At 67.3% G+C, this 19,737-nt stretch carries 21 protein-coding genes and 1 tRNA gene; 13 read left to right on the forward strand and 9 right to left on the reverse strand.

Annotated features, from left to right (window positions below; all coding sequences use genetic code 11):
* Positions 1 to 150 precede the first annotated feature (150 nt).
* Complete coding sequence (locus BCM27_RS00235) at positions 151 to 1,497, reverse strand: FhaA domain-containing protein (protein WP_004023304.1); 1,347 nt, start codon at positions 1,495 to 1,497, stop codon at positions 151 to 153.
* A gap of 277 nt (positions 1,498 to 1,774) precedes the next feature.
* Here BCM27_RS00235 and BCM27_RS00240 point away from each other — a divergent pair.
* Together BCM27_RS00240 and BCM27_RS00245 are read left to right on the forward strand one after the other, a co-directional pair.
* Positions 1,775 to 1,860, forward strand: a tRNA-Leu gene (locus BCM27_RS00240).
* A 161-nt stretch (positions 1,861 to 2,021) separates the two neighbouring features.
* Positions 2,022 to 2,456 (forward strand): DUF309 domain-containing protein, encoded by a 435-nt coding sequence (locus BCM27_RS00245; protein WP_004023303.1) that lies wholly within the window; start codon positions 2,022 to 2,024, stop codon positions 2,454 to 2,456.
* Between the two features lie 6 nt (positions 2,457 to 2,462).
* On the opposite strand, the gene BCM27_RS00250 is transcribed toward BCM27_RS00245, so the two are convergent.
* Both BCM27_RS00250 and BCM27_RS00255 read right to left on the reverse strand, forming a co-directional pair.
* Entirely contained in the window at positions 2,463 to 3,011 is a 549-nt protein-coding gene (locus BCM27_RS00250) for a dihydrofolate reductase family protein (protein ID WP_004023302.1), read from the reverse strand.
* Between the two features lie 72 nt (positions 3,012 to 3,083).
* Positions 3,084 to 3,641: a TetR/AcrR family transcriptional regulator gene (locus tag BCM27_RS00255; protein WP_033204344.1), complete on the reverse strand. Its 558-nt coding sequence runs from the start codon at positions 3,639 to 3,641 to the stop codon at positions 3,084 to 3,086.
* A gap of 37 nt (positions 3,642 to 3,678) precedes the next feature.
* On the opposite strand from BCM27_RS00255, the gene BCM27_RS00260 reads away from it, so the two are divergent.
* Positions 3,679 to 4,371, forward strand: a complete 693-nt coding sequence (locus tag BCM27_RS00260) for a lysophospholipid acyltransferase family protein (RefSeq protein WP_004020871.1) — start codon at positions 3,679 to 3,681, stop codon at positions 4,369 to 4,371.
* Positions 4,372 to 4,393: 22 nt separating this feature from the next.
* Here the strand turns inward: BCM27_RS00260 and BCM27_RS00265 are convergent, their stop codons facing one another.
* The 3 genes from BCM27_RS00265 to wrbA form a co-directional block, all read right to left on the reverse strand.
* Positions 4,394 to 4,822 carry a nitroreductase family deazaflavin-dependent oxidoreductase gene (locus BCM27_RS00265; RefSeq protein ID WP_004020870.1) on the reverse strand — a complete coding sequence of 143 codons (429 nt, stop codon included), beginning with the start codon at positions 4,820 to 4,822 and terminating at the stop codon, positions 4,394 to 4,396.
* 68 nt (positions 4,823 to 4,890) lie between these two features.
* Positions 4,891 to 5,385, reverse strand: coding sequence for an FBP domain-containing protein (locus tag BCM27_RS00270; protein WP_004020869.1), 495 nt, complete (start codon positions 5,383 to 5,385; stop codon positions 4,891 to 4,893).
* Positions 5,386 to 5,599: 214 nt separating this feature from the next.
* Positions 5,600 to 6,199, reverse strand: a complete 600-nt coding sequence (gene wrbA / locus BCM27_RS00275; protein ID WP_004020868.1) for an NAD(P)H:quinone oxidoreductase — start codon at positions 6,197 to 6,199, stop codon at positions 5,600 to 5,602.
* A 135-nt stretch (positions 6,200 to 6,334) separates the two neighbouring features.
* Here wrbA and BCM27_RS00280 point away from each other — a divergent pair, with 135 nt between their 5' ends.
* The 7 genes from BCM27_RS00280 (at position 6,335) to BCM27_RS00310 (ending at position 11,092) form a co-directional block, all read left to right on the forward strand.
* Positions 6,335 to 7,087 carry a DUF72 domain-containing protein gene (locus tag BCM27_RS00280; RefSeq protein ID WP_004020867.1) on the forward strand — a complete coding sequence of 251 codons (753 nt, stop codon included), beginning with the start codon at positions 6,335 to 6,337 and terminating at the stop codon, positions 7,085 to 7,087.
* Positions 7,088 to 7,206: 119 nt separating this feature from the next.
* Positions 7,207 to 7,440, forward strand: coding sequence for a DUF2510 domain-containing protein (locus BCM27_RS00285; protein WP_004020866.1), 234 nt, complete (start codon positions 7,207 to 7,209; stop codon positions 7,438 to 7,440).
* Between the two features lie 79 nt (positions 7,441 to 7,519).
* Positions 7,520 to 8,014, forward strand: a complete 495-nt coding sequence (locus BCM27_RS00290) for an RrF2 family transcriptional regulator (RefSeq protein ID WP_004020865.1) — start codon at positions 7,520 to 7,522, stop codon at positions 8,012 to 8,014.
* A gap of 79 nt (positions 8,015 to 8,093) precedes the next feature.
* Complete coding sequence (locus BCM27_RS00295; protein WP_004020864.1) at positions 8,094 to 9,275, forward strand: globin domain-containing protein; 1,182 nt, start codon at positions 8,094 to 8,096, stop codon at positions 9,273 to 9,275.
* The gene (locus BCM27_RS00300; protein WP_004020863.1) at positions 9,272 to 9,706 is read left to right on the forward strand and encodes a hypothetical protein; all 435 of its coding nucleotides are present in this window, start codon (positions 9,272 to 9,274) and stop codon (positions 9,704 to 9,706) included. Before BCM27_RS00295 ends, BCM27_RS00300 begins: the two co-directional genes overlap by 4 nt.
* Before the next feature lie 79 nt (positions 9,707 to 9,785).
* The gene (locus tag BCM27_RS26285; RefSeq protein ID WP_373278283.1) at positions 9,786 to 10,220 is read left to right on the forward strand and encodes a hypothetical protein; all 435 of its coding nucleotides are present in this window, start codon (positions 9,786 to 9,788) and stop codon (positions 10,218 to 10,220) included.
* 146 nt (positions 10,221 to 10,366) lie between these two features.
* Entirely contained in the window at positions 10,367 to 11,092 is a 726-nt protein-coding gene (locus BCM27_RS00310; protein ID WP_004020861.1) for a FadR/GntR family transcriptional regulator, read from the forward strand.
* Between the two features lie 10 nt (positions 11,093 to 11,102).
* Here BCM27_RS00310 and BCM27_RS00315 read toward each other — a convergent pair whose 3' ends face one another.
* The 3 genes from BCM27_RS00315 to BCM27_RS00325 all read right to left on the reverse strand — a co-directional run bounded on the left by BCM27_RS00315 (position 11,103) and on the right by BCM27_RS00325 (position 16,310).
* A complete protein-coding gene (locus BCM27_RS00315) occupies positions 11,103 to 12,332 on the reverse strand; it encodes an amidase (RefSeq protein ID WP_004020860.1) in 1,230 nt (409 codons plus the stop codon).
* 77 nt (positions 12,333 to 12,409) lie between these two features.
* Positions 12,410 to 14,230, reverse strand: a complete 1,821-nt coding sequence (locus tag BCM27_RS00320) for a hydantoinase B/oxoprolinase family protein (RefSeq protein ID WP_033204242.1) — start codon at positions 14,228 to 14,230, stop codon at positions 12,410 to 12,412.
* A gap of 1 nt (position 14,231) precedes the next feature.
* On the reverse strand, positions 14,232 to 16,310 hold the full coding sequence (locus tag BCM27_RS00325) for a hydantoinase/oxoprolinase family protein (protein WP_033204244.1): 2,079 nt from the start codon (positions 16,308 to 16,310) through the stop codon (positions 14,232 to 14,234).
* A gap of 255 nt (positions 16,311 to 16,565) precedes the next feature.
* Between BCM27_RS00325 and BCM27_RS00330 the strand changes: the two genes are divergently transcribed.
* Genes BCM27_RS00330 through BCM27_RS00340 form a run of 3 tightly spaced genes read left to right on the forward strand, consistent with a single transcriptional unit; the run spans position 16,566 to position 19,725 of the window.
* A complete protein-coding gene (locus BCM27_RS00330) occupies positions 16,566 to 17,120 on the forward strand; it encodes a MaoC family dehydratase (RefSeq protein ID WP_004020858.1) in 555 nt (184 codons plus the stop codon).
* Positions 17,117 to 18,343 carry a CaiB/BaiF CoA transferase family protein gene (locus tag BCM27_RS00335; RefSeq protein ID WP_004020857.1) on the forward strand — a complete coding sequence of 409 codons (1,227 nt, stop codon included), beginning with the start codon at positions 17,117 to 17,119 and terminating at the stop codon, positions 18,341 to 18,343. Before BCM27_RS00330 ends, BCM27_RS00335 begins: the two co-directional genes overlap by 4 nt.
* Positions 18,340 to 19,725: an MmgE/PrpD family protein gene (locus tag BCM27_RS00340; RefSeq protein ID WP_004020856.1), complete on the forward strand. Its 1,386-nt coding sequence runs from the start codon at positions 18,340 to 18,342 to the stop codon at positions 19,723 to 19,725. Before BCM27_RS00335 ends, BCM27_RS00340 begins: the two co-directional genes overlap by 4 nt.
* Positions 19,726 to 19,737 lie beyond the last annotated feature (12 nt).

Consider the following 19,737-nt stretch of genomic DNA (forward strand, 5'->3'; position numbering starts at 1 on the left):
GAAACGAGCGGACCCGACTGCATCTTATGGGCAGATTCGCCGAACCCGGTCATTCGGATATGACAGTTCAGTATCAACCGGCCGGAGCGGTCTCGGGCCAGTCTCGACCGTCGCCCACGTCAGGTGGGCGTGCGCTCGGCGTTTGCGGGTCTACTGGAACCGGACGGTGATGTCGGAGTGTCCGACGCGGATGCGGTCGCCGTCGGCGAGTTCCCAGGTGTTCACCTGGAGATCGTTGACGGTGGTGCCGTTGGTCGAGTTGAGATCGGTGAGCATGGCGGTGGCGCCGTCCCAGCGGATCTCCACGTGGCGGCGCGAGACGCCGGTGTCGGGCAGACGGAACTGCGCGTCCTGTCCGCGGCCGATCACGTTCGATCCCTCGTGCAGCTGGAAGGTGCGGTTGCTGCCGTCCTCGAGGAGGAGCGTGATCGACGACGGGGCGTAGCCTGCGGCCGGGCGGCCCGCGCCGTATCCCTGGTCGTAGCCGCCCTGGTAGTCGTAATTGGCGGGCTGCTGGCCGTACGCCTGCTGGCCGTAGCCCTGCTGCTCGTAGCCCTGCTGACCGTAACCCTGGTCGTAGCCGGGTTGCTGGCCATAGCCCTGCTGGTCGTATCCCTGTTGACCGTAGCCGGGCTGCTGGCTGTAGCCCTGCTGCTCGTAGCCGGGTTGCTGTCCGTAACCCTGCTGGTCGTATCCCTGTTGGCCGTAGCCGGGCTGCTGGCTGTAGCCCTGCTGCTCGTAGCCGGGCTGCTGGCTGTAGCCCTGCTGTCCGTAGCCGGGCTGTTGGCCGTATCCCTGCTGGTCGTATCCCTGTTGTTCGTAACCCTGCTGGCTGTATCCCTGCTGGTCGTACCCCTGGTCATAGCCGGGCTGCTGACCGTACTGGTCGTACCCCTGCTGGCCGTAGCCCTGGTCTCCCGGCTGTCCCGATCCCTGGCCGTACTGGTCGTAGGCGGGATCGGCGCCCCTGCGCTGGTCGTATCCGGGATTCTGAGTCATCTTGGGGGCTCCTTGGTCGGGGGCGTTGGTAAGTGGGGGAACAGGGGCCGGGCGTCCGGCCGGCGGACCGGGGACCGGCGCAGCGTGCGGATGCTCCGAACGTGCTCCCGCCGGGCGGGGCCGCGCGTCCGGGTTGACCGTGCCGCGTGCGCGGAAGATCCCCGTGTGCAAGGACGGCGATTGCTCGAACTCTACGACGACCTTGCCGTAGGTCTGCCATCCGTTGTCCTTGATGAAGTTTTCCAAATGCTTCGAGAAAGTCTTGCGGTTCAGCTCGTATTCCGCAGCGATGTGCTGATGATCGGTGGGACTGAACAGCAAGGTGTAGCTGTTGGCCGCAAGGACCGTACCGTCACCGAGGTTCTCGAGCGACTCCTCGGCTTCTCGTTGAAGCCCGTTCTCGATCTCCTGCGGGGCCACCTGACCACCGAAGACACGGGCAAAACCGTCGTCAACTGCACCTTCGAGCTTGCGTTCCAGTCGTTGCAGGATCCCCACCGAGACCTCCTTTCGCGGCAATAGAGCGTGTCGCCGTGCATCTGGCCTTGTTTGATGATAGCGACATCAACGGCCAACTGTGCCACCAAGGCAACTGGTGCACCGTGTGCAACTCCCGTCCCATTGGTGTGTATTCGGCATCTGACGTAACCCGACGTACTGCACAAATGCAACGTCGGAGATCGAGTTTTGTTTCGGCGGCGGCGTGCTGCTATCGTCGTCCAGTCGCCGGACACACCCAGTTCGACGACATGCCCACCGGATTCTCGGTGGCCACGGGCGAGTGGCGGAATGGCAGACGCGCTGGCTTCAGGTGCCAGTGTCCTTCGGGACGTGGGGGTTCAAGTCCCCCTTCGCCCACCACGAGCGAAGACAAGGTCAGGTTGCACAGGGCAACCTGGCCTTTCTCGTTTCCGGACCCGATGGACGGGTACCGTCCTGCTGCCGCTCGTACCGCTCCCCGGTCGCAGGCAGGGACGCCGAACGACAATACGGTTCGCGACCATTCGATCAGGAGGTGCTCGGTGTCCGACGACCGCGATCGCGACCCCGACGGTCGCGCGCGTCAGGCCCGGCCACGTGACGAGCTGGGACGGCCGCTGCCCTATGGCGAGCGCGGCGTCGAGCCCGTGTCCGAGGAGCCATTGCCGCCCGACGAGACGATTGCGCTGGCATGGCGGTTGTTCGAGGAGGGTCGTCCGTTCTCCGCGCACGAGGTGTTCGAGACCCGCTGGAAGTCGTGTCCGCCGGCGGAGCGTCCGCTGTGGCAGGGACTGGCCCAGCTCTGCGTCGGACTGACTCACCATCGTCGTGGCAACGCCGTCGGCGCGCGACGCCTCTACGACCGCGCGGCTGCGCGATTGACGGAGTACGAGCAGTCGCACGGACCGACGTACGGGATGGACCTCGCCGCGATCCGCGCCCGTGCTCTCGAGGAGATCGACTCCGATCCCACCTGAACCGCGTCACACCGTCCGATAGCGCAGCAGCGAGACGCCCAGCTCGAAGGCCTTGGTGTCGACGAGCCGCAGGGTCGGGATCTCCAGACCGTCGGGGAACAGCCGCCGCCCCGATCCCTGGACGGTCGGGTAGACGAACAGCCGGTACTCGTCGACGAGACCGGCGCCGATCAGGGTGTGGCACAAGCTGATGCTGCCGGTCACGACGATGTCCTTGCCGTCGGCGTTCTTCAGCGCGGTGACCTCATCCACGACATCGCCGGACAGCACCGTCGAGTTCTGCCAGTCCGGGTCGGTCATCGTGCTCGACACCACGTATTTGTCGACGGTGTTCAGGTAGTCGGTGATCCCGGTGGCGTCCTCGGTCTGGTGCGGCCAGAAGCTGCGGAAGTCCTCGAAGGTCTGCCTTCCGACCAGCAGACCGTCGGCCTCGGCGTCCTGCCGGTGCGACTCGGCCATGAGGTCCGGCGCCTCGACGGTCGGGTCGAACCAGTCGGTCACCATCTCGATCGAGCCGTCGAGCGTCATGTTCTGGGTGATCGCCAGCGTTCGCATGCTTCTCCTGAAGAGTCGTCGCAATGTTCTCCCAGATACCGACCGGCGGGGCGGGCGATAGTCATCGGGGGATCAGCGCGACGGCCGCAGACAGTTCTCGACGATCCGGTCGACGAGTTCGTCGTCGTCGATCCCGGGCGCGGCCAGGCCCAACGATCCCGTCGAGGACAGCATCGCGATCCCGTGTACGCCGACCCACAGCTCGGCTGCGCGCAGCTCGGGAGCGTCGACGGTGCCGCTGTGCTCGATCAGCGAGACCAGCCAGGCGAACAGTGGCCGTGAGGTGGTGCGGAGGTCGGCCCCGCCGCCCTCGAGCAGGTCGTGCCGAAAGATCAGGGCGAACATCGCAGGTCGACGACGGGCAAACGCGACGTACGTGAATGCGACGTGCCGGATGTTCTGGGGTACCTCGCCCGCCGCACGCATCAGTTCCGACGACAGGTCCTCCAGGCCTTCGCGGGCGATGGCCGCCAGAAGCGCGCGGTGCGTCGGGAACCATCTGCGGGGAGCGCCGTGGGAGACGCCCGCGCGGCGCGCGATCTCGCGCAATCCCACATCTGGTGAACCGGTCTCCTCCAGCAATTCGACGCCGGCACGAACCAACGCGGTCCTGGTCTTCGCTGACTCCACGTAGACAGTGTCACCCACGCTCGGGTAGACACTGTCTATGCGCGCGAGAACCAGGCTGTCGTACGCCCTGTGTCGGTACGTCCTGATCGGTCCGGCACTCGTCCTGTGGGGGAGACCCCGGATAGCGGGCCGCGAGCATCTGCCCACCACCGGGCCGGTCATCGTGGCTGCGAATCATCTGTCCGTGCTCGATTCCTTCTACCTGGCTCTGGCCGTGCGTCGACCGGTGACGTTCCTCGCCAAGCGCGAGTACTTCGAGCGGCCTGGTCCCGTCGGTCGCCTGCAACGCTGGTTCTTTCTCACCCTGGGGCAGATCCCGGTCGATCGTCGTGGCGGCACGGAAGCGTCGTCGGCGCTCCGACGAGCGGTGGAGATCCTGGAAGACGGGGGAGCCTGGGGAATTCACCCCGAGGGCACCCGATCCCCGGACGGGCGGATGTATCGCGGACGGACCGGGGCCGTGCGGGTGGCGCTGATCACGGGTGCGCCGCTCGTACCCGTTGCGATCTCCGGGACCGGGCGAGCGGATGGCCGGTTGCCAGGCAGACGCAGGGTCACGATCGACATCCTCCCGCCGATCGACCTCGGATGCGGAGACGTCGCCGAGGGCCGAATCCGCGTCCTCACAGACGAACTGATGGCGACGATCTGCGAGCGGTCCGGACAGAACTACATCGACGAGTACGCGCGGCGGTGGACCAGCGGCGAAGGGCGGCCCGGCGCTGCGTGAATCATCGAAAGGGCGGGACCCCTTACCGCGGTGTCAGCTCGACGATGGCCAGCGGACGCGTCGTCTTCTTCTGGTAGCCCGCGTAGCGACCGCGGTTCACCTCGTCGACGAGGACGAAGCGCCGGGCGTAGTCCGGGTCGTCGGGGTAGGTCGCCCGCGCGGTGACCTGGATCCGGCGCCGACCCACCTGGACCTCGACATTCGGATGGGCCTTGAGGTTGGCGAGCCACCCCGGCGGTCGCGGCGACCCGCCGTTCGACGCGACCACCAGGTAGGCCTCGCCGTCGCGGGCATAGGTCAGTGCGTTGCACCTCGCCTCACCCGTGCGGCGCCCGATCGTCCGCAGCAGCAGCGTGGGATTGCCCATGAGCAGGCGGTGGCCGACGAGACCGCCCGAATGCTCGTACAGCCACTGGTGGGTCTGAAGTGCTCGGATGAACAGCGAGGTCATTGGTCCACTATCGCCGAACCGCGATCGGCGAACCGGCTGAAACACCGGTTCGCCGGTCGACGCTCCGCTCAGCTGTCCCCGCTCGCCACGCGCTGTGCGAATCCCGCGAGGTGGGTGCGCAGCGCGGCAATGCGTTGCTGCCGCACGGTTTCGGGGTCGTCGGTGGCGAAGATGGCCGACGGCTTGGCGCGGACGTTCGTCGAACATTCGAAGTTCGAGCAGATCAGCGTGCCGACGGTGTTGCCCTTGCGTCCCGCGGCGCCGGCGAACTTCGCGCTGAAGAAGGCGACCTCGTTGGGCAGCTGGACATCTTCGCAGAACGAGCACAGCGGACGGTTGCGCGGCTGTCGGCCGCCGAGTCGCAGCATGATCCCGACGACGTCGTCGTCGGTCGGGATGACCACGTATCCGACCATCGGGAGCTTCGGATCCCGCCAACCGGCGAAATCCAGCTTCTCCCAGTAGAACTCGTCGAAGTCGGGTGGGAGGGTCATGCTCTTGCGTTCGCGCAACGAGGCGTTGACGAACGACGAGCGAATCTCGGCTTCGGTCAAGGAATGCATGGTTGTGTACACCTCAGGTGTCGGAGGATGGAGGAGAGCACGATTCGACCGGCGCGGTCCACAACAAGGGACGCGCGCCGGTCGGGGCGGGGTGCTCAACCGTCGGCGCGCACGACGCCGACGACCTCCTCACGCCCGAAGGGCGACACTCTGACAGACACGAGGACCGATGGTGGACCTCCTGGTGATCGCTGTCAACCCGTTTCGCGGTGACTCAGCCGGCGAGGAGTTTCGCGATGCGCACCACACGTTGCGCCATGTGTGCCAGGGCCGCCTTCGTCGCGTCGTCGAGGTCGTTCTTGTTCTCCGGACCCGTGACGTGGGAGACGCCGTACGGGTTGCCGTCGGCGAACTTCAGCCCGTCGGTGTAACCGGGCGGGACGAGGATACCGCCGAAATGCATCAGCGACGTGTAGAGCCCGGTGAGCGTGGTCTCCTGGCCGCCGTGCGCGGTCTGGCTCGAGGTGAAGGCGGCGTAGGCCTTGTCGGCCAACTTGCCCTCGGCCCAGAGTCCGCCGAGCGAGTCGATGAACGACTGGAACGGCGAGGCCGTGCTACCGAACCGCGTCGGGCTCCCGAAGATCACCCCGTCGGCCCAGACGATGTCGTCACCGCCTGCCGCGGGCAGGTCCTTGGTGGCCTCGTAGTTGGCCGACCACGCCGGATTCTCGGCGAACGTCTCCGGATCCCGCGTCTCGGCGATGTGTCGGACACGAACCTCGGCTCCGGCGGATTCGCCGGCGTCTGACAACGCCTGCGCCATCGCGGTGCCGTGCCCGGTGGCCGAGTAATAGATGATCGCCAGTTTGGTCAATGTGTCGCTCCCGTCTCGGTGATTGGCATATGCCGCCGACGGGTACCCGGAGCACGTGAATCGACACCCACGCGCATGCCGACTACTCGTCGTGGACGGGATTCGTAGCCCCGTCCCCAACGGATAGGCACGACGGTGCTGTTCATCGGCACCTCCGGGTGGCAGTACCGCGACTGGCGGGGTGCGTTCTACCCCCAGCAGCTTCCGCAGCGTCTGTGGTTGGACTACTACGCCCAGCGGTTTCCGACCGCAGAGGTCAACAACACCTTCTATCGGCTGCCGGAGAGGAAGGCGTTCGAGAACTGGGCCGAGACCGTTCCCGCCGACTTCCGGATGGCGGCGAAGATGAGTCGCTACCTGACCCACATCAAGCGCCTCCAGGAGCCGGCCGAACCGGTCCAGCGCTTCCTCGACCGGTCGGCGGGACTCGACGGTCGGCTGGGGCCGGTGCTCCTCCAGTTGCCTCCCAACCTCCGCGCCGCGCCCGACGCCCTCGACGAGACGCTCGCGCGGTTCCCGAAGACGATTCAGGTCGCGGTCGAGCCCCGGCACGACTCGTGGTGGACCGACGAGACCCGGTCGGTCCTCGAACGGCACAACGCGGCGTTGTGCTGGGCCGACCGGAAGAACCGCATCCTCAATCCACTTTGGCGCACAGCCGATTTCGGATACTTGCGACTTCACGACGGCACGTCGCGACGACCGATGAGCTACGGGACCCGTGCGATCGACAGCTGGCTGCGCCGCCTCTCGGAGTTCTACGACGACTCGTGCGATGTGTACATCTACTTCAACAATGACCCGGGTTGTGCCGCAATCGACAACGCGTTCACCATGATTCGCCGTGCGCAGCGGCTGGGGCTCGCCGTCAAGACCGTCGAGCGTTGATCCGGTGAGAATCGGGCCGGTCGGTTGTGCGGCACGGGCGGGTCCATCGTTCGACGTAATCGGAGCACAGTTGCCGCCGACGACGTGGCAGCCCGCCCGGCGCTCGGTACGGTGCGAGCATGTCGATCCTGCTGATGCTCGTCGTCCTGCTCGCGCTGCTGGCCGTCCTCGGTGCCGGGATCGCAGGCATCGTCGTCCTGGTGTCCCGGAGGTCGGCGGGTTCGGTTGTGGACGGCTCACGGAATGTCGTGGCCGGCTGGTACCCGGACCCGCAGGACCCGGTCGCGGATCGGTACCACGACGGTCAGACCTGGACCACTCACACCCGGCCCCGCATCGCCGACGGCGGATAGGCAGCCCGCACGCGTCGGGTGACCGGCATCACCGATCTTAATTGGTATTTTCCGTACCAATTTATGGTCTACTTGCACCATGCAATTGACCCGCTTCACCGACATCGGCCTCCGAGTCGTGATGCGGTTGGCGGTCGCAGATCAAGGTGGCCCGGTTGCAACAGCTCTCACCACCAAGGACCTCGCCCGGGAACTCGCGGTCCCGTACACGCATGTCGCCAAGGTCGTCGGGAGGCTGTCGGAGATGGGCGTCGTCCACGCTCGACGCGGTCGAACAGGTGGGCTGACGATCACCGAACTCGGCCGCGATGCCCGCGTCGGGTGGCTCGCACGTTCGCTCGAAGGCGATGGCGAGGTCGTGGAATGCGAGGGCGCCCAACCCTGTCCGCTGCGGAATGCGTGTCGGCTCCGGGGCTCGCTGGCCCGCGCGGTGACGGCCTTCTACGAGAGCCTGGACACCGAGACGGTCGCCGACCTCGCCCGCGAGCCGACGAGCGCGGTGTTGTTGTCGCTGACGCCGCGTCCGGCGAGCGACGGCTCCTCCGCGACGATGCCCCGTCGCCTCGGCTCCTGACGCGATCCGGACGACCCGATCCGCCAGACCTCAGATTTCATGCGCACCAACCGATGAGCAGATGAACAAAGGAGTTCTCATGCTGTCTGACACCCAACTCGCGACGATCGCCGCCACCCTGCCCGCCGTCGAGGGATCCCTCGCGGAGATCACCCCGCGGTTCTATCGCGGACTCTTCGCCGCGCACCCGGAGCTGCTCGACAATCTGTTCAACCGTACTCACCAGAAGTCGGGCGAGCAGCCGCAGGCACTCGCCGGTTCGATCGCCGCGTTCGCGCGTCTGCAGCTCGAACCCGACATCCGGCGCCAACGCTTCATTCTCGACCGCATCGCGCACAAGCACGCTTCACTCGGAGTCACCGCCGAGCAGTATGCCGTGGTGCACGAACATCTCTTCGCGGCGATCGTCGATGTGCTCGGTGCCGCGGTCACGCCCGAGGCCGCCGACGCCTGGGATCAGCTCTACTGGGACATGGCAGACCTGCTCATCGCTTCCGAGGCGCAGCTCTATGCCGACGCAGCCGTCGATCCCGGGCACGTCTGGCGCGAGGTCCGGGTCGCCGAACGCGTGCAGGTCTCGCCCGACACGATCGCGCTGACCGTCGAAGCCGTCGAGGGTGCACTGCCGGGATTCCGGCCCGGACAATACATCTCGGTTCAGGTCCCGCTCCTCGACGGTGCTCGGCAGATCCGTCAGTACAGTCTGACGGGATCGCCGGCCGAGTCGCGGTGGCGGTTCAGTGTCAAACTCGCCGGTGAGGTGTCGGCACACCTGCACGAGCAGGTCTTCGAGGGCGATCTCCTCGACGTCAGCACGCCGTTCGGCGACCTTGTGCTGCCCGACGACGATGCACCCCTGCTGCTGGCCTCGGCAGGAATCGGCTGTACGCCCGTCATCGGTCTGCTCACCGCACTGTCGGAGCGGCGCGACCCTCGGCCGGTGACCGTTCTTCACGCAGACCGTTCGCGAGACCGGCAACCGCACCGCGGAATGCTGGCCGCCCTTGTCGATTCACTGCCGTCTGGCCGATTGATCCAGTGGTATGAGAGCACGTCACCCCACGTGGTGTCGGACGCGATCCGGGTCGGGCAGATGACACTCGACGACGTCGACGTCGATCGGGACTCGCACGTCATGCTGTGCGGGCCCACCGGATTTCTCTCGTCGATGCGCGAGGCATTCATCAATCGCGAGGTCGACGAGAGCCGGATCCACTACGAGACGTTCGGACCTGAGCTGTTGCGGACCGGCGCGCGATGAGCGCTGCCGGCGCGGTCGTCACCGCGCTGACGTTCCTGTGGCTCGGCATGGTGTTCGCCATCTCGTTCATCGAGGCACCGCTCAAGTTCCGCGCACCCGGGGTGACCCTGCCCGTCGGGCTCGGCATCGGTCGGTTGGTGTTCCGAGCGCTCAATTCCGCCGAGATCGCCTGGGCGGTGGGCATTCTCATGGCCATCGTCCTCGGCGAGTGGGGTGGTCTCGCGGAACCGATCGCGGCCGGCGTGGCAATTGCCGCCCTCATCATTCAGCTGGTGGCCGTGCGGCCCGCACTGACCAAGCGGTCCGACGCCGTGCTCGCCGGGCACGAGGGACCCCGCAGTCACGCCCACTTCGTGTACGTCGGATTCGAGGTGGTCAAGGTCGTCGCACTCGTCTGGCTCGGCGCTGCGGTGCTGATCGGCGCGACCTGATCGGTGGCCGCGGGGTGGTGGTCGGTCGGCGCCACCGAGGAGCGAGCGTGCGAGCGTCGTTCTCTGTTCCCTGAATCGAATGAACCACAGCAGGGCGGGCCCGCCGCGACCGGCAGACTTCGACTCGACCGATGGACTTCGATCGAGGTCTAGGAGTCGAGTTGAAGTCTGTCGGTCGCGGAATGGCCCGTCGCAGGCAGGGGATTGTCGTACCCACGGCATAGCGTGTGCACGACTGACACCGGACGAGGGGACTTCGATGCCGAGCAGGATCGCCGCACTGGGAAACCACGACGCCGCCACACTCACCGGCTATCTCGAGGTGTGTGACGACCAGTGGGAGCACTGGCAGAGCATGGTCAACACTGCTCGACTGGCGGGCGCCGATCCGCGGAGCATCCGGCTCTACGACTCCGAGGCCGCGTACTGGAGCCGCTTCGCGGAGATGCTCCGCGTCGCGATCGCGGAGGTCGAGGCGTCGAATCGGCGAGCCGGACGCCGACGAACCGCGTGACACCCCCTGCGCGCACATGTCTGGAGGTTCGTGTGGGGCGTCGACCGGCCACTTGTCGGACGTATCCCAAAACCGTTGCCGCAGTGTCGTGTCCGGGTCGTCGATCTGGTAAGTTGGGTCACACCCCTCCACGATCGGAAGATGTTGTGACGGAAGCGAATAAGTCCGGCCGGCGCCCGGCGTACCAGGTTGTGGCCGACGCGCTTCGGGTACGCATCCTGGCGGGTGAGATGACGCCCGGTACGCGGTTACCGCCCGACACCGAGTTGCGCGCCGAGTTCGGAGTGGGGCAGAGCACCGTCCGGGAGGCCATCCGCTCGCTCGCCAGCGAGAACCTGGTCCACACCACGCGTGGGGTCACCGGCGGGACCTTCGTCGCCACCCCCGACATCGGCCAGCTGAGCGCCCACCTCGAAGCCGGGGTCACCCTGCTCGCGGCGGCCGAGGGGGTGACCGTCGACCAGCTGATGGAGGTCCGGCAACTCACGGAGGTCCCGGCCGCCGGGGTGGCCGCGTACCGCCACACCGACGCACATCTGGAAGAGTTGCGCGCCAACATCTTCGACGTCTCGGGTGAGATCGGGCCGGAGGTGTACGCGAACAACCAGGAGTTCCACCGCGTGCTGCTACGGGCCGCCGACAACCCGCTGCTCGACCTCATCACCGTGCCGGTCTTCCGGGTGATCGGCAGCCGGTTCAGCCGGGACACCGCACCCGAGGACTTCTGGAAGTGCGTCGACGAAGACCACCGGGCCATCCTCGAGGCGGTCGAGGCGCGGGACTCGATGACCGCGATGACGCTCATGCGCCGCCACCTCGACCACCTCGGCGACGTCTACAAGCAGATGGACCTGCTCCGACGCCAGAGCTGACGCGGACGCCTCACACGTCCACGCGGACCGGCGGGCGTCGACGGTGCCAGTCGGTGTGCTCCTGGAATTGCTCGGCCAGCGCGAACAACGTGGCCTCGGCGCCGTGGGCCGCGGTCAGCTGAGCCCCGACCGGCATCCCGGACGGGTGGACTCCCACCGGCAGCGCGAGCGTCGGGCCGTCGTGCAACGACCACGGGTAGGTCAGCTGGCCCATCCGACGTGCCTGTGCAACAACGGCATCGCCACCACCGAGCAGGGGGACGTCCGCCGGCATCGCCGGGGTGAGGACCACGTCCACGTCGTCGAAGAGCTCGGCCGTGGCAGCGCGGAACACATCACGGTGTCGCCGCGCCGCGGTCACCTGACCGTCGGAGATGCTGAGTCCGAGCAGGATCCGCTCGCGCGTCGCCGACTGGAATCGGCTCGGCTCGTCCCGCAGTCGTTCGGCATGGGTCTTCGCCAAGTCCGAGTAGATGAGGGTGTACACGACGTCCTGCGCCGATTCGCTGTGCGGAACCGGCACGTCGACAACACTGTGGCCCAGGTCGCGAAGCAGGTCCGCGGCACCGACCACCGCGTCGCGCACTGCCGGATCCACGTCCTCGGTGACGAACGGCCAGGGCAGCGCGATCCGCAACGACCCGCTCCGCAACGGTGCCGAGTCGGCGCCCGCGAGCACCGCGAACGTCTCCCGCACCAGGGCCGCCGATCGGGCCAGCGGGCCGACGGTGTCGAAGTCGGCACTCACCGGGAAGATCCCGGTCATGTCGAGCACTCCGACCGATGGCCGCAGACCGGTCACACCGCAGCACGCGGCAGGCAGCCGGATGGACCCGCCGGTGTCCGTGCCGAGGGACACGTCGACGATCCCCGCCGCCACCGCGACACCGGACCCACCACTCGAACCGCCGGGCACCCGGTCGGCGGCCCAGGGATTCACCGGCCCACCCGATGCCGAATTCTGACTCGTCACACCGACGGCGAACTCGGCGAGATTCAGCGTCGAGGTGATGACGCCACCGGCCTTTTTCAAGGCGGTCACGCACGCCGCGTCGGCAGATGCCACCCGGTCGGCGAAGTACTCGGACCCACAGGTGGAGCGCACGCCGCCGACCTCGATGTTGTCCTTCACCCCGATCCGCAGGCCGGACAGCGGACCGGATGCGACATCGGGGTCGACACCGAACTGCTCGGGCACCCACGAGATGACCGTGTTGAGCCGCGCGGCAACGTCTCTCACAGATTCATCCGCGGTGCTTTCCGGGGAATGGCCGGAGGGGCCGGCGACAGAATCGCCGGCCCCTCCGATGTCACTGGTCAGGACGCCACCCGCGACGCGCGGAGCTGCTCGGTGGCCGCTGCGTCGACGGTCCAGTCGTCGGTGTTCACGACGACACCGTAGTCCTGACGCGCCTCGTCCGCGGACAGGTACTCGTCCCACACGTCGGAGAGCACCGCGAACGGATCGCGCAGGAACGGATCGCCGAAGCCACCGCCCGACGGCATCCGGATCTCGAGACGCTCGCCCTCGCGGATGACCTCCTGGGTCACCTTCGAGAACAGCACCTCCTCTTCGGGCGTGCCGGGGTTGCGGACGAACGAACCCGACGCGCCGTCGCCGCCACCGAGCGCGCCCGCGGGCGGGTCGGTGCGGTTGTCGGCCTCGGAGCCGAGGAACGTGTCGGTCTGCATGTACCAGGTCCGCACGCTGCCGATGCCGCCGCGCCACTGGCCGGGTGCTGGTGACTCGTCGCGGAGCTCGTAGCGCTCGGCACGCATCGCGTGGTTGAGCTCGAGTTCCTCGATCGGGTTGTTGCGGGTGTTGGCCATGAGAGCGTCGACGGCGTCCATGCCGTCCTTGCCGTTACGGGCACCGTAGGAACCTTCGTTGATCTCGATGTAGACCCAGTACGACTCACCGTCCTCGGCCAGACCCGAGTACGCGATGGCGCACAGCGCCGCCGACGAACCGGCGATCGCCCGCTCGGGCAGCACCGGTGCCAGCGCCAGGTTGATCGAGTCGAAGATGCGGTTGACCTGCGAGAAGCGTGCGAAACACGATGCCGGGAAGTCCGGGTTGAAGATCGTGCCCTCCGGCGCGTAGGCGCGCACCGGTCGGAAACACCCGTCGTTCTGCGGGACGAACTCCTCGGTGAGGTACTCGTCGAGCAGGATGGTGCGGATCGCGCTCACCGCCACTGGCAACACCGAACCCTCGAACGGCACGTTGAACGCCGTCGGCACCTGGTCGTTGGAACCGGTGAGGTCGATGAGGACGTCCTCGTCCTCGACCTGCACGCGCACCGCGACCTTCAGCGGCACACCGCGGTTCTTGCCGTCGTCGTCGAGGTAGCCGATCGGTGCCTCGTAGCTGCCGTTGGGGATCTGGCGGATCCGACTGCGCAGCATCTCTTCCGAGTAGTCCATCCACCGGTCGGCGGCACTCATCACGGTGTCGAGCCCGTGCTTCTCGAGCAGTTCGACGAACCGCTTCTCACCGATGCGCGAGCAGGCGATGAGAGCCTCCAGGTCACCGCGGTTCTGCTCCGGGGTACGCACGTTGTCCAGGATGTGCTGGATCAGCATGTCGTTGCGGACGCCGCCGTCGTAGATCTTCATCGAGTCCATCAGCTTGCCCTCGGCCCAGACGTCGACGACGTCCATGCACAGGCCGGGGAAGTTGCCGCCGATGTCGGAGACGTGACCGGTGCAGCCGGCGAACCCGATGTGCTCGCCTTCCCAGAAGATCGGGATGATCACGCCGTAGTCGGGGGAGTGCGCCGCACCGTGATACGGGTGGTTGTGCAGGATCACGTCACCGGGCTTGTAGGTACCGGCGAGCTTGCGGTTCACGCCGCGGATGTACGCGGGGATCGAACCACAGTGCATCGGAGTCGAATCCGACTCGCACAGCTCGCGGCCGTTGACGTCGAAGATGCCGGCGCCGAGGTCCTCGGACTCGCGGATGAGGCTCGAGTAGGCCATCCGGTAGAGAACCTGGGCCATCTCCTTGGCCATCGAGTTCAGCGCACCACCGATGACGCGCAGGGTGATCGGGTCGACCTCGACGGTGTTCCAGGTCCGGTTGGCCTCGGCGGCGAGCGAAACGCCGTCCGTGGGCATCAGAGCTTTCGCCATGTCAGGCGCTCCTCTCGATGATGATGTGGCCCACGGCGTCGACCGTGGCCTTCTGTCCGATGCCGACGATGGTCGTCGAGTCGAATTGCTGGACGATCGCGGGACCGTCGAAGGTGTTGCCCGCCTTGAAAAGTGCGCGGTCGTAGATGGGGGTGTCGACCCATTCCGGATCGGCCGAGTCGTTCTTCCAGAACAGCGCGCGAGTTGTGGCCTTGATCGCCGACGACGCGTCCGCGTCGCCCTTCTCGATCTCGGCGATGCGGATGTGCTCGACCGCGCCCACCCCGGTCACGCGGATGTTGACCAGCTGGACCGGCTTGTCGTCGAAGCGCTGCGAGTACGTACGACCGTGGACCTCGTGGAAGGTGGCCGCGGTCTGCTCGACCCACTCGTCGGTGATGTCGCCGGCAGGTGCGGGCACCCGGAGCTCGTAACCCTGTCCGACATAACGACAGTCGACGCTGCGCTCGAGAGTGATCGCGTCCTCGGCGATACCGTCGGCGCGAAGCTGGGCGACGGCCTGCTCGGACAACCGGTCCATCTCGCGACGCAGCAGCTCCAGATCGGGTTCGGCCGACGAGGTCCACACGGTGGTCGGCACCTCGTAGCGAACATCGGTGGTCAGCAGGCCGACCGCAGAGGTGATCCCGGGATGACCGGGCACGATGACACGCGGAATGCCGAGGTGTTCGGCGATCTGCCAGGCGTACAGGGGTCCGGCGCCACCCTCGGCGACCAACGAGAACTCGCGCGGGTCATAGCCTTTGCGCACCGAGTGCAGCGAGATGGCCTCGGTCATCGAGTGCGCGAGGATCTGGAAGATGCCCATCGCGGCATGCTCGATATCGGCACCGAGCTTGTCGGCGATGTGGGTCTGGACCGCCTCGGTGGCGAGTTCGGTCTTGACCTCCATGGTTCCCGACAGGAAGCTGTCCTCGCGGAGCCAGCCCATGACGACCATCGCGTCGGTGGAGGTGGGTTCGGTGCCGCCGCGGTTGTAGCAGGCCGGGCCGGGCATGGCACCGGCGCTGCGCGGTCCGACGCGGAACATGCCGCCCTCGTCGATGCTGGCGATGGATCCGCCGCCGGCACCGATGGTGTCGACCTCGGCCATCGGCACCATCGCGTGGTAGTCGCCGATGCGGGTGTCGAGCAGGTGCTTCATGCGGAGCTTGCCGTCGGGGGCGACGCCGATGTCGGCGGAGGTGCCGCCCACGTCGAGGGTGATGACGCTCGGGTAGCCCGACGCCTTGCCGATGAAGCAGCCGCCAAGGAGTCCGGCGACGACACCGCTGGTCAGGAGCGAGACCGGAACCTCGCTGGCGCTGCGCGACGTGACGAGACCGCCGGCGGAGGTCATCAGGTGGACGTCCTCGCCGACCTGTTCGGCCTTGGCCTTGCCGGCCAGGTTCTCGATGTAGCGGGAGGTCTTGGGGCCGACGAACGCGTTGAGCGCGGTGGTGGAGAAACGCTCGTACTCGCGGTACTGCGAGGCGACGTCGCTGGACAGCGAGACGAACACGCCGGGATACTCCTCGGCGATGATGTCCCGGACGCGGTGCTCGTGGGCCGGATTGCGGTAGGCGTGCAGGAAGGCCACCGCGATGGCCTCGACACCGCGCTCGCGGAGCAGGCCCACCTCGCGGCGAACGGCATCTTCGTCGAGCGGGGTGAGCACGTTTCCGGCCGCATCCATCCGCTCGGCGACGGTGCGCCGGTTGCGACGGGGCACCAGCTGCCACTTCTGCCACGGCAGATCCTGGTAGTTGGAGTAGTTCAGGGGGCGCTTCTTGCGCGCGATGTGCAGGATGTCCCGGAAGCCGTCGGTGGTGATCATGCCGACGTCGCTGCCGTTGTGCTCCAGCACGATGTTGGTGGCCACGGTCGTGCCGTGGAAGAACATCTCGATGTCCGCGACGTCGATGCCCGCACGTTCGGCGAGCACCCCGATCCCGTCCATCGTGCCGATCGAGGGATCGTGGTTGGTCGACGGCGTCTTGTGCACCGTGACCGTCCCGTCGTCGTCCCACAGGACCAGGTCGGTGAACGTGCCGCCCACATCCACGCCGATTCGCTTCATCGAAACTCGCTTCCTCTGTACATGCCGTCACCCCGACGTCTTCAGCTGTGTCCCCGATGACGGGAGTGATCTGAGCCATAGCTGCGCTCCGGAGCATCATGCAATACATCGGAGGGTTTCGGCAACACCTGCAGCGAAACTCAGGGTATTGCCAGGATGACGAGATCCTTGACGTTCTAAAGATCAGATGTTTATGGTGGTCCGCGTCACGGCTCGTTGTGTGCACTCCACGACGCCGCACCCTGAGGAGGACCATTGACCACCCATCCCGCCACTCTCGGACGCTTCTTCGAGGACTACGTCGTGGGCGACGTCTACCAACACCCGATGGGCCGCACCATCACCGACACCGACAACGCGTGGATCACATGCCTGTCGATGAACACCAACCAGAACCACTTCAACTCCCACCTCGCCGCGACGAATCCCATCACCGACGGCAAGGTCATCGTGAACTCGGGTCTGACCATCGCCCTGGTCCTCGGACTCTCGGTCATCGACATGAGCCAGAACGCGGTCGCGAACCTGCAGTTCACCGACGTCAAACTGGCCCACCCGGTCTACGTCGGCGACACCATCTACGCCGAGAGCATCTGCACCGACCTGCGCCTGTCCCAGTCCCGTCCCTACGCGGGGATCGTGTCGATGGTGACCCGCGGGATCAACCAGGATGGCGAGGTCGTCATCTCCTGGAAGCGTTCGGTGATGGTCGCGACCCGCGATAGCGGCATCGGACAGAACTACTTCCCCGAGGTCAAGGCCCCGTCCCTGACCGAGCTGACCGGAACCACCGAGGGGAGCGTCGGATGAAGCCGCTCGAGGACGTCCGCATCATCGCCATCGAGCAGTACGGCGCCGGCCCGTTCGGCAGCGTCCACCTCGCCGACCTCGGGGCGGACGTGTTGAAGATCGAGGAGCCGCAGTCCGGCGGCGACGTCGGAAGGTATGTCCCCCCGTACAACTCGGGCGAGGATTCGCTGTTCTTCGAGGCCTTCAATCGCAACAAGCGCAGTCTCTCACTGGATCTCGCGACCCCCGGCGGTCGCAAGGTGTTCGAGGACCTCGTCCGGACCAGCGACGCGGTCTACTCCAATCTGCGCGGCGACGTCCCGGCGAAGATCAAGATCACCTACGACGACCTCAAACACCTCAACCCGGCGATCGTCTGCTGCAGCCTGACCGGCTTCGGCATGACCGGTCCGCGCGCCAAACAGCCCGGCTACGACTACATCCTGCAGGGCCTGGCCGGCTGGATGGACCTCACCGGCGATCCGGACGGACCACCCACGAAATCCGGTCTGTCCCTTGTGGATTTCTCCGGCGGATTCGTCGCCGCCCTGAGCCTGATGGCCGGTCTGCACGCCGCGCGCCGCGACGGTGTCGGCGGCGACTGCGACGTCTCGCTGTACGACACCGCGGTCTCCATGCTCACCTACCCGGCCGCATGGCATCTCAATGCCGGTTACCGTCCGGGTCGCACCAAGAACTCGGCGCATCCGTCGCTGGTGCCGTTCCAGGCCTTCGAGGCCACCGACGGTTGGTTCGTCGTCGGCTGCGCCAAGGAGAAGTTCTGGGTGCGCCTCGCCGAGGCCATCGGTCTGGCCGAGCTGCTCGACGATCCGCGGTTCACCGACTTCGCCGCCCGCGGACAGCACAAGGACGAGCTGCTGCCGATCCTGGAGAAGCGATTCGCCGAGTCGACCGTCGACCACTGGGTGTCGCTGCTGACCGACGCCGGGGTTCCCACCGGGCCGATCAACGACGTCGAGCAGGCGCTCGCCGAGGAGCACACGCTCGCACGCGGTCTCATCGCCACCACCGAACACGAGGTGTGGGGTGAGGTCCGGCAGGTGACCTCGCCGGTGCGTTTCGGCACGGACAAGACGGAGTATCGTCGGGCACCGCATCGCAACGAGAACTTCGACGAGGTGATGGGTCTGCTGGGCTACAGCGCCGACGACGTCCGTGGTCTCGTCGACGGCGGCGCCTTCGGCGCGGTCGCCCAGGCTCCCTCCGGTCAGGCCCCGTCGTGACCGCCCGCCGACTCGCGAGCTGGGCCGCCGGCCTGAGCATCGACGCCATCCCCGAGACCACCCGCCGCGCCGCACTCCGACACCTGCTCGACGGCATCGGCAACGGGATCGGGGCCCGGCGCCTCGGCCAGGGCGGACCGGGGTTGACGGTGGCTCGCGCGCTCGGCGGTCCCGCCCAGGCCCACCCGCTCGGAGATGCCGAGGCGATCTCGGCCCCCGCGGCGGCGTTCGCCAACGGCGTGCTGATGCATGCGCTCGACTTCGACGACACGCACGCCGGCGCGCTGGTGCACCCGACGACGGTCGTGGCCCCGGCGGTGCTGGCGGTCGCCGAGGAGGTCGACGCGACCGGCGCCGACACCGTCGTCGCGCTGGTGGCCGGGCTCGAGGTCGCGTGCCGTCTCGGCGCGGCCGCGCCCCACGGGTTCCATGCGCGCGGACTGCACGCCACCGCCGTCGTCGGTCCGCTCGCCGGTGCCGTCGCCTCCGGATTGCTGTACGGCGCCGGGACCGATGTGCTCACCAACGCGATCGGCATCGCCGCGTCGTCGTCGGGTGGGCTCCTCGAGTTCCTCGACACCGGCGCGAACACCAAGACCCTGCACCCCGGGAACGCCGGCTTCAGCGGTGTCCTGGCCGCGCGGCTCGCGGTGGCCGGGGCGAGCGGACCCGAGTCGGTGCTCGAAGGCCGCCGCGGTCTGTACCGTGCGCTCGCCGATCGTGACATCGATCCCGACATCATCGTGGCCGACCTCGGAACCCGCTGGGAGAGTGCCAGTATCGGCATCAAGCCGTATCCGAGCTGCCAGCTGATGCATGCCGCGCTCGACGCGGTCGGCGCGGCAGTGGTCACGGCCGGTGAGCAGGGGCGCGAGATTGTGCCGGGAGAGATCGCGAGCATCGCCGTCGACGTCCACCCCGACAGCGTCGAGATCGTCTGCGGCCCGGGCACCGGTACGCGCAGCCCGCGCAGCGTCTACGACGCCAAGTTCGACTTGCCGTGGAGCGTCGCCGCCCTCGTGCACGACGGTGCCGTGACCGTGGACACCTACGCTGTGGACTCGATCGGGCGCCCCGAGGTCGCGACCACCGCGGGACTCGTCGAGGTCACCACCGTGCCCGATGACCGCCCGGCCGCCGACGCCGCCGGCCGGGCGGTCATCACCTTCGCCGACGGCTCCCGGGTCGTCGGCGAGGTGCCCTGCAGCCGTGGCACTTCGGGCCGACCGATGGACGACGCCGCCGTGGCCGCGAAGTTCCGTGGGAACAGCGGTGGCGGAGATGCCTCCGATGACCTCGTCGACGCGGTGTTCGGTCTCTCGAACGCGTCGTCGGTCGTACCGATCACCACCCTCGCGACGACCATCGTCGCCGCCGGCTGACACGCACCACGC

The sequence above is a fragment of the Gordonia terrae genome, from assembly GCF_001698225.1.
Lineage (GTDB): Bacteria > Actinomycetota > Actinomycetes > Mycobacteriales > Mycobacteriaceae > Gordonia > Gordonia terrae.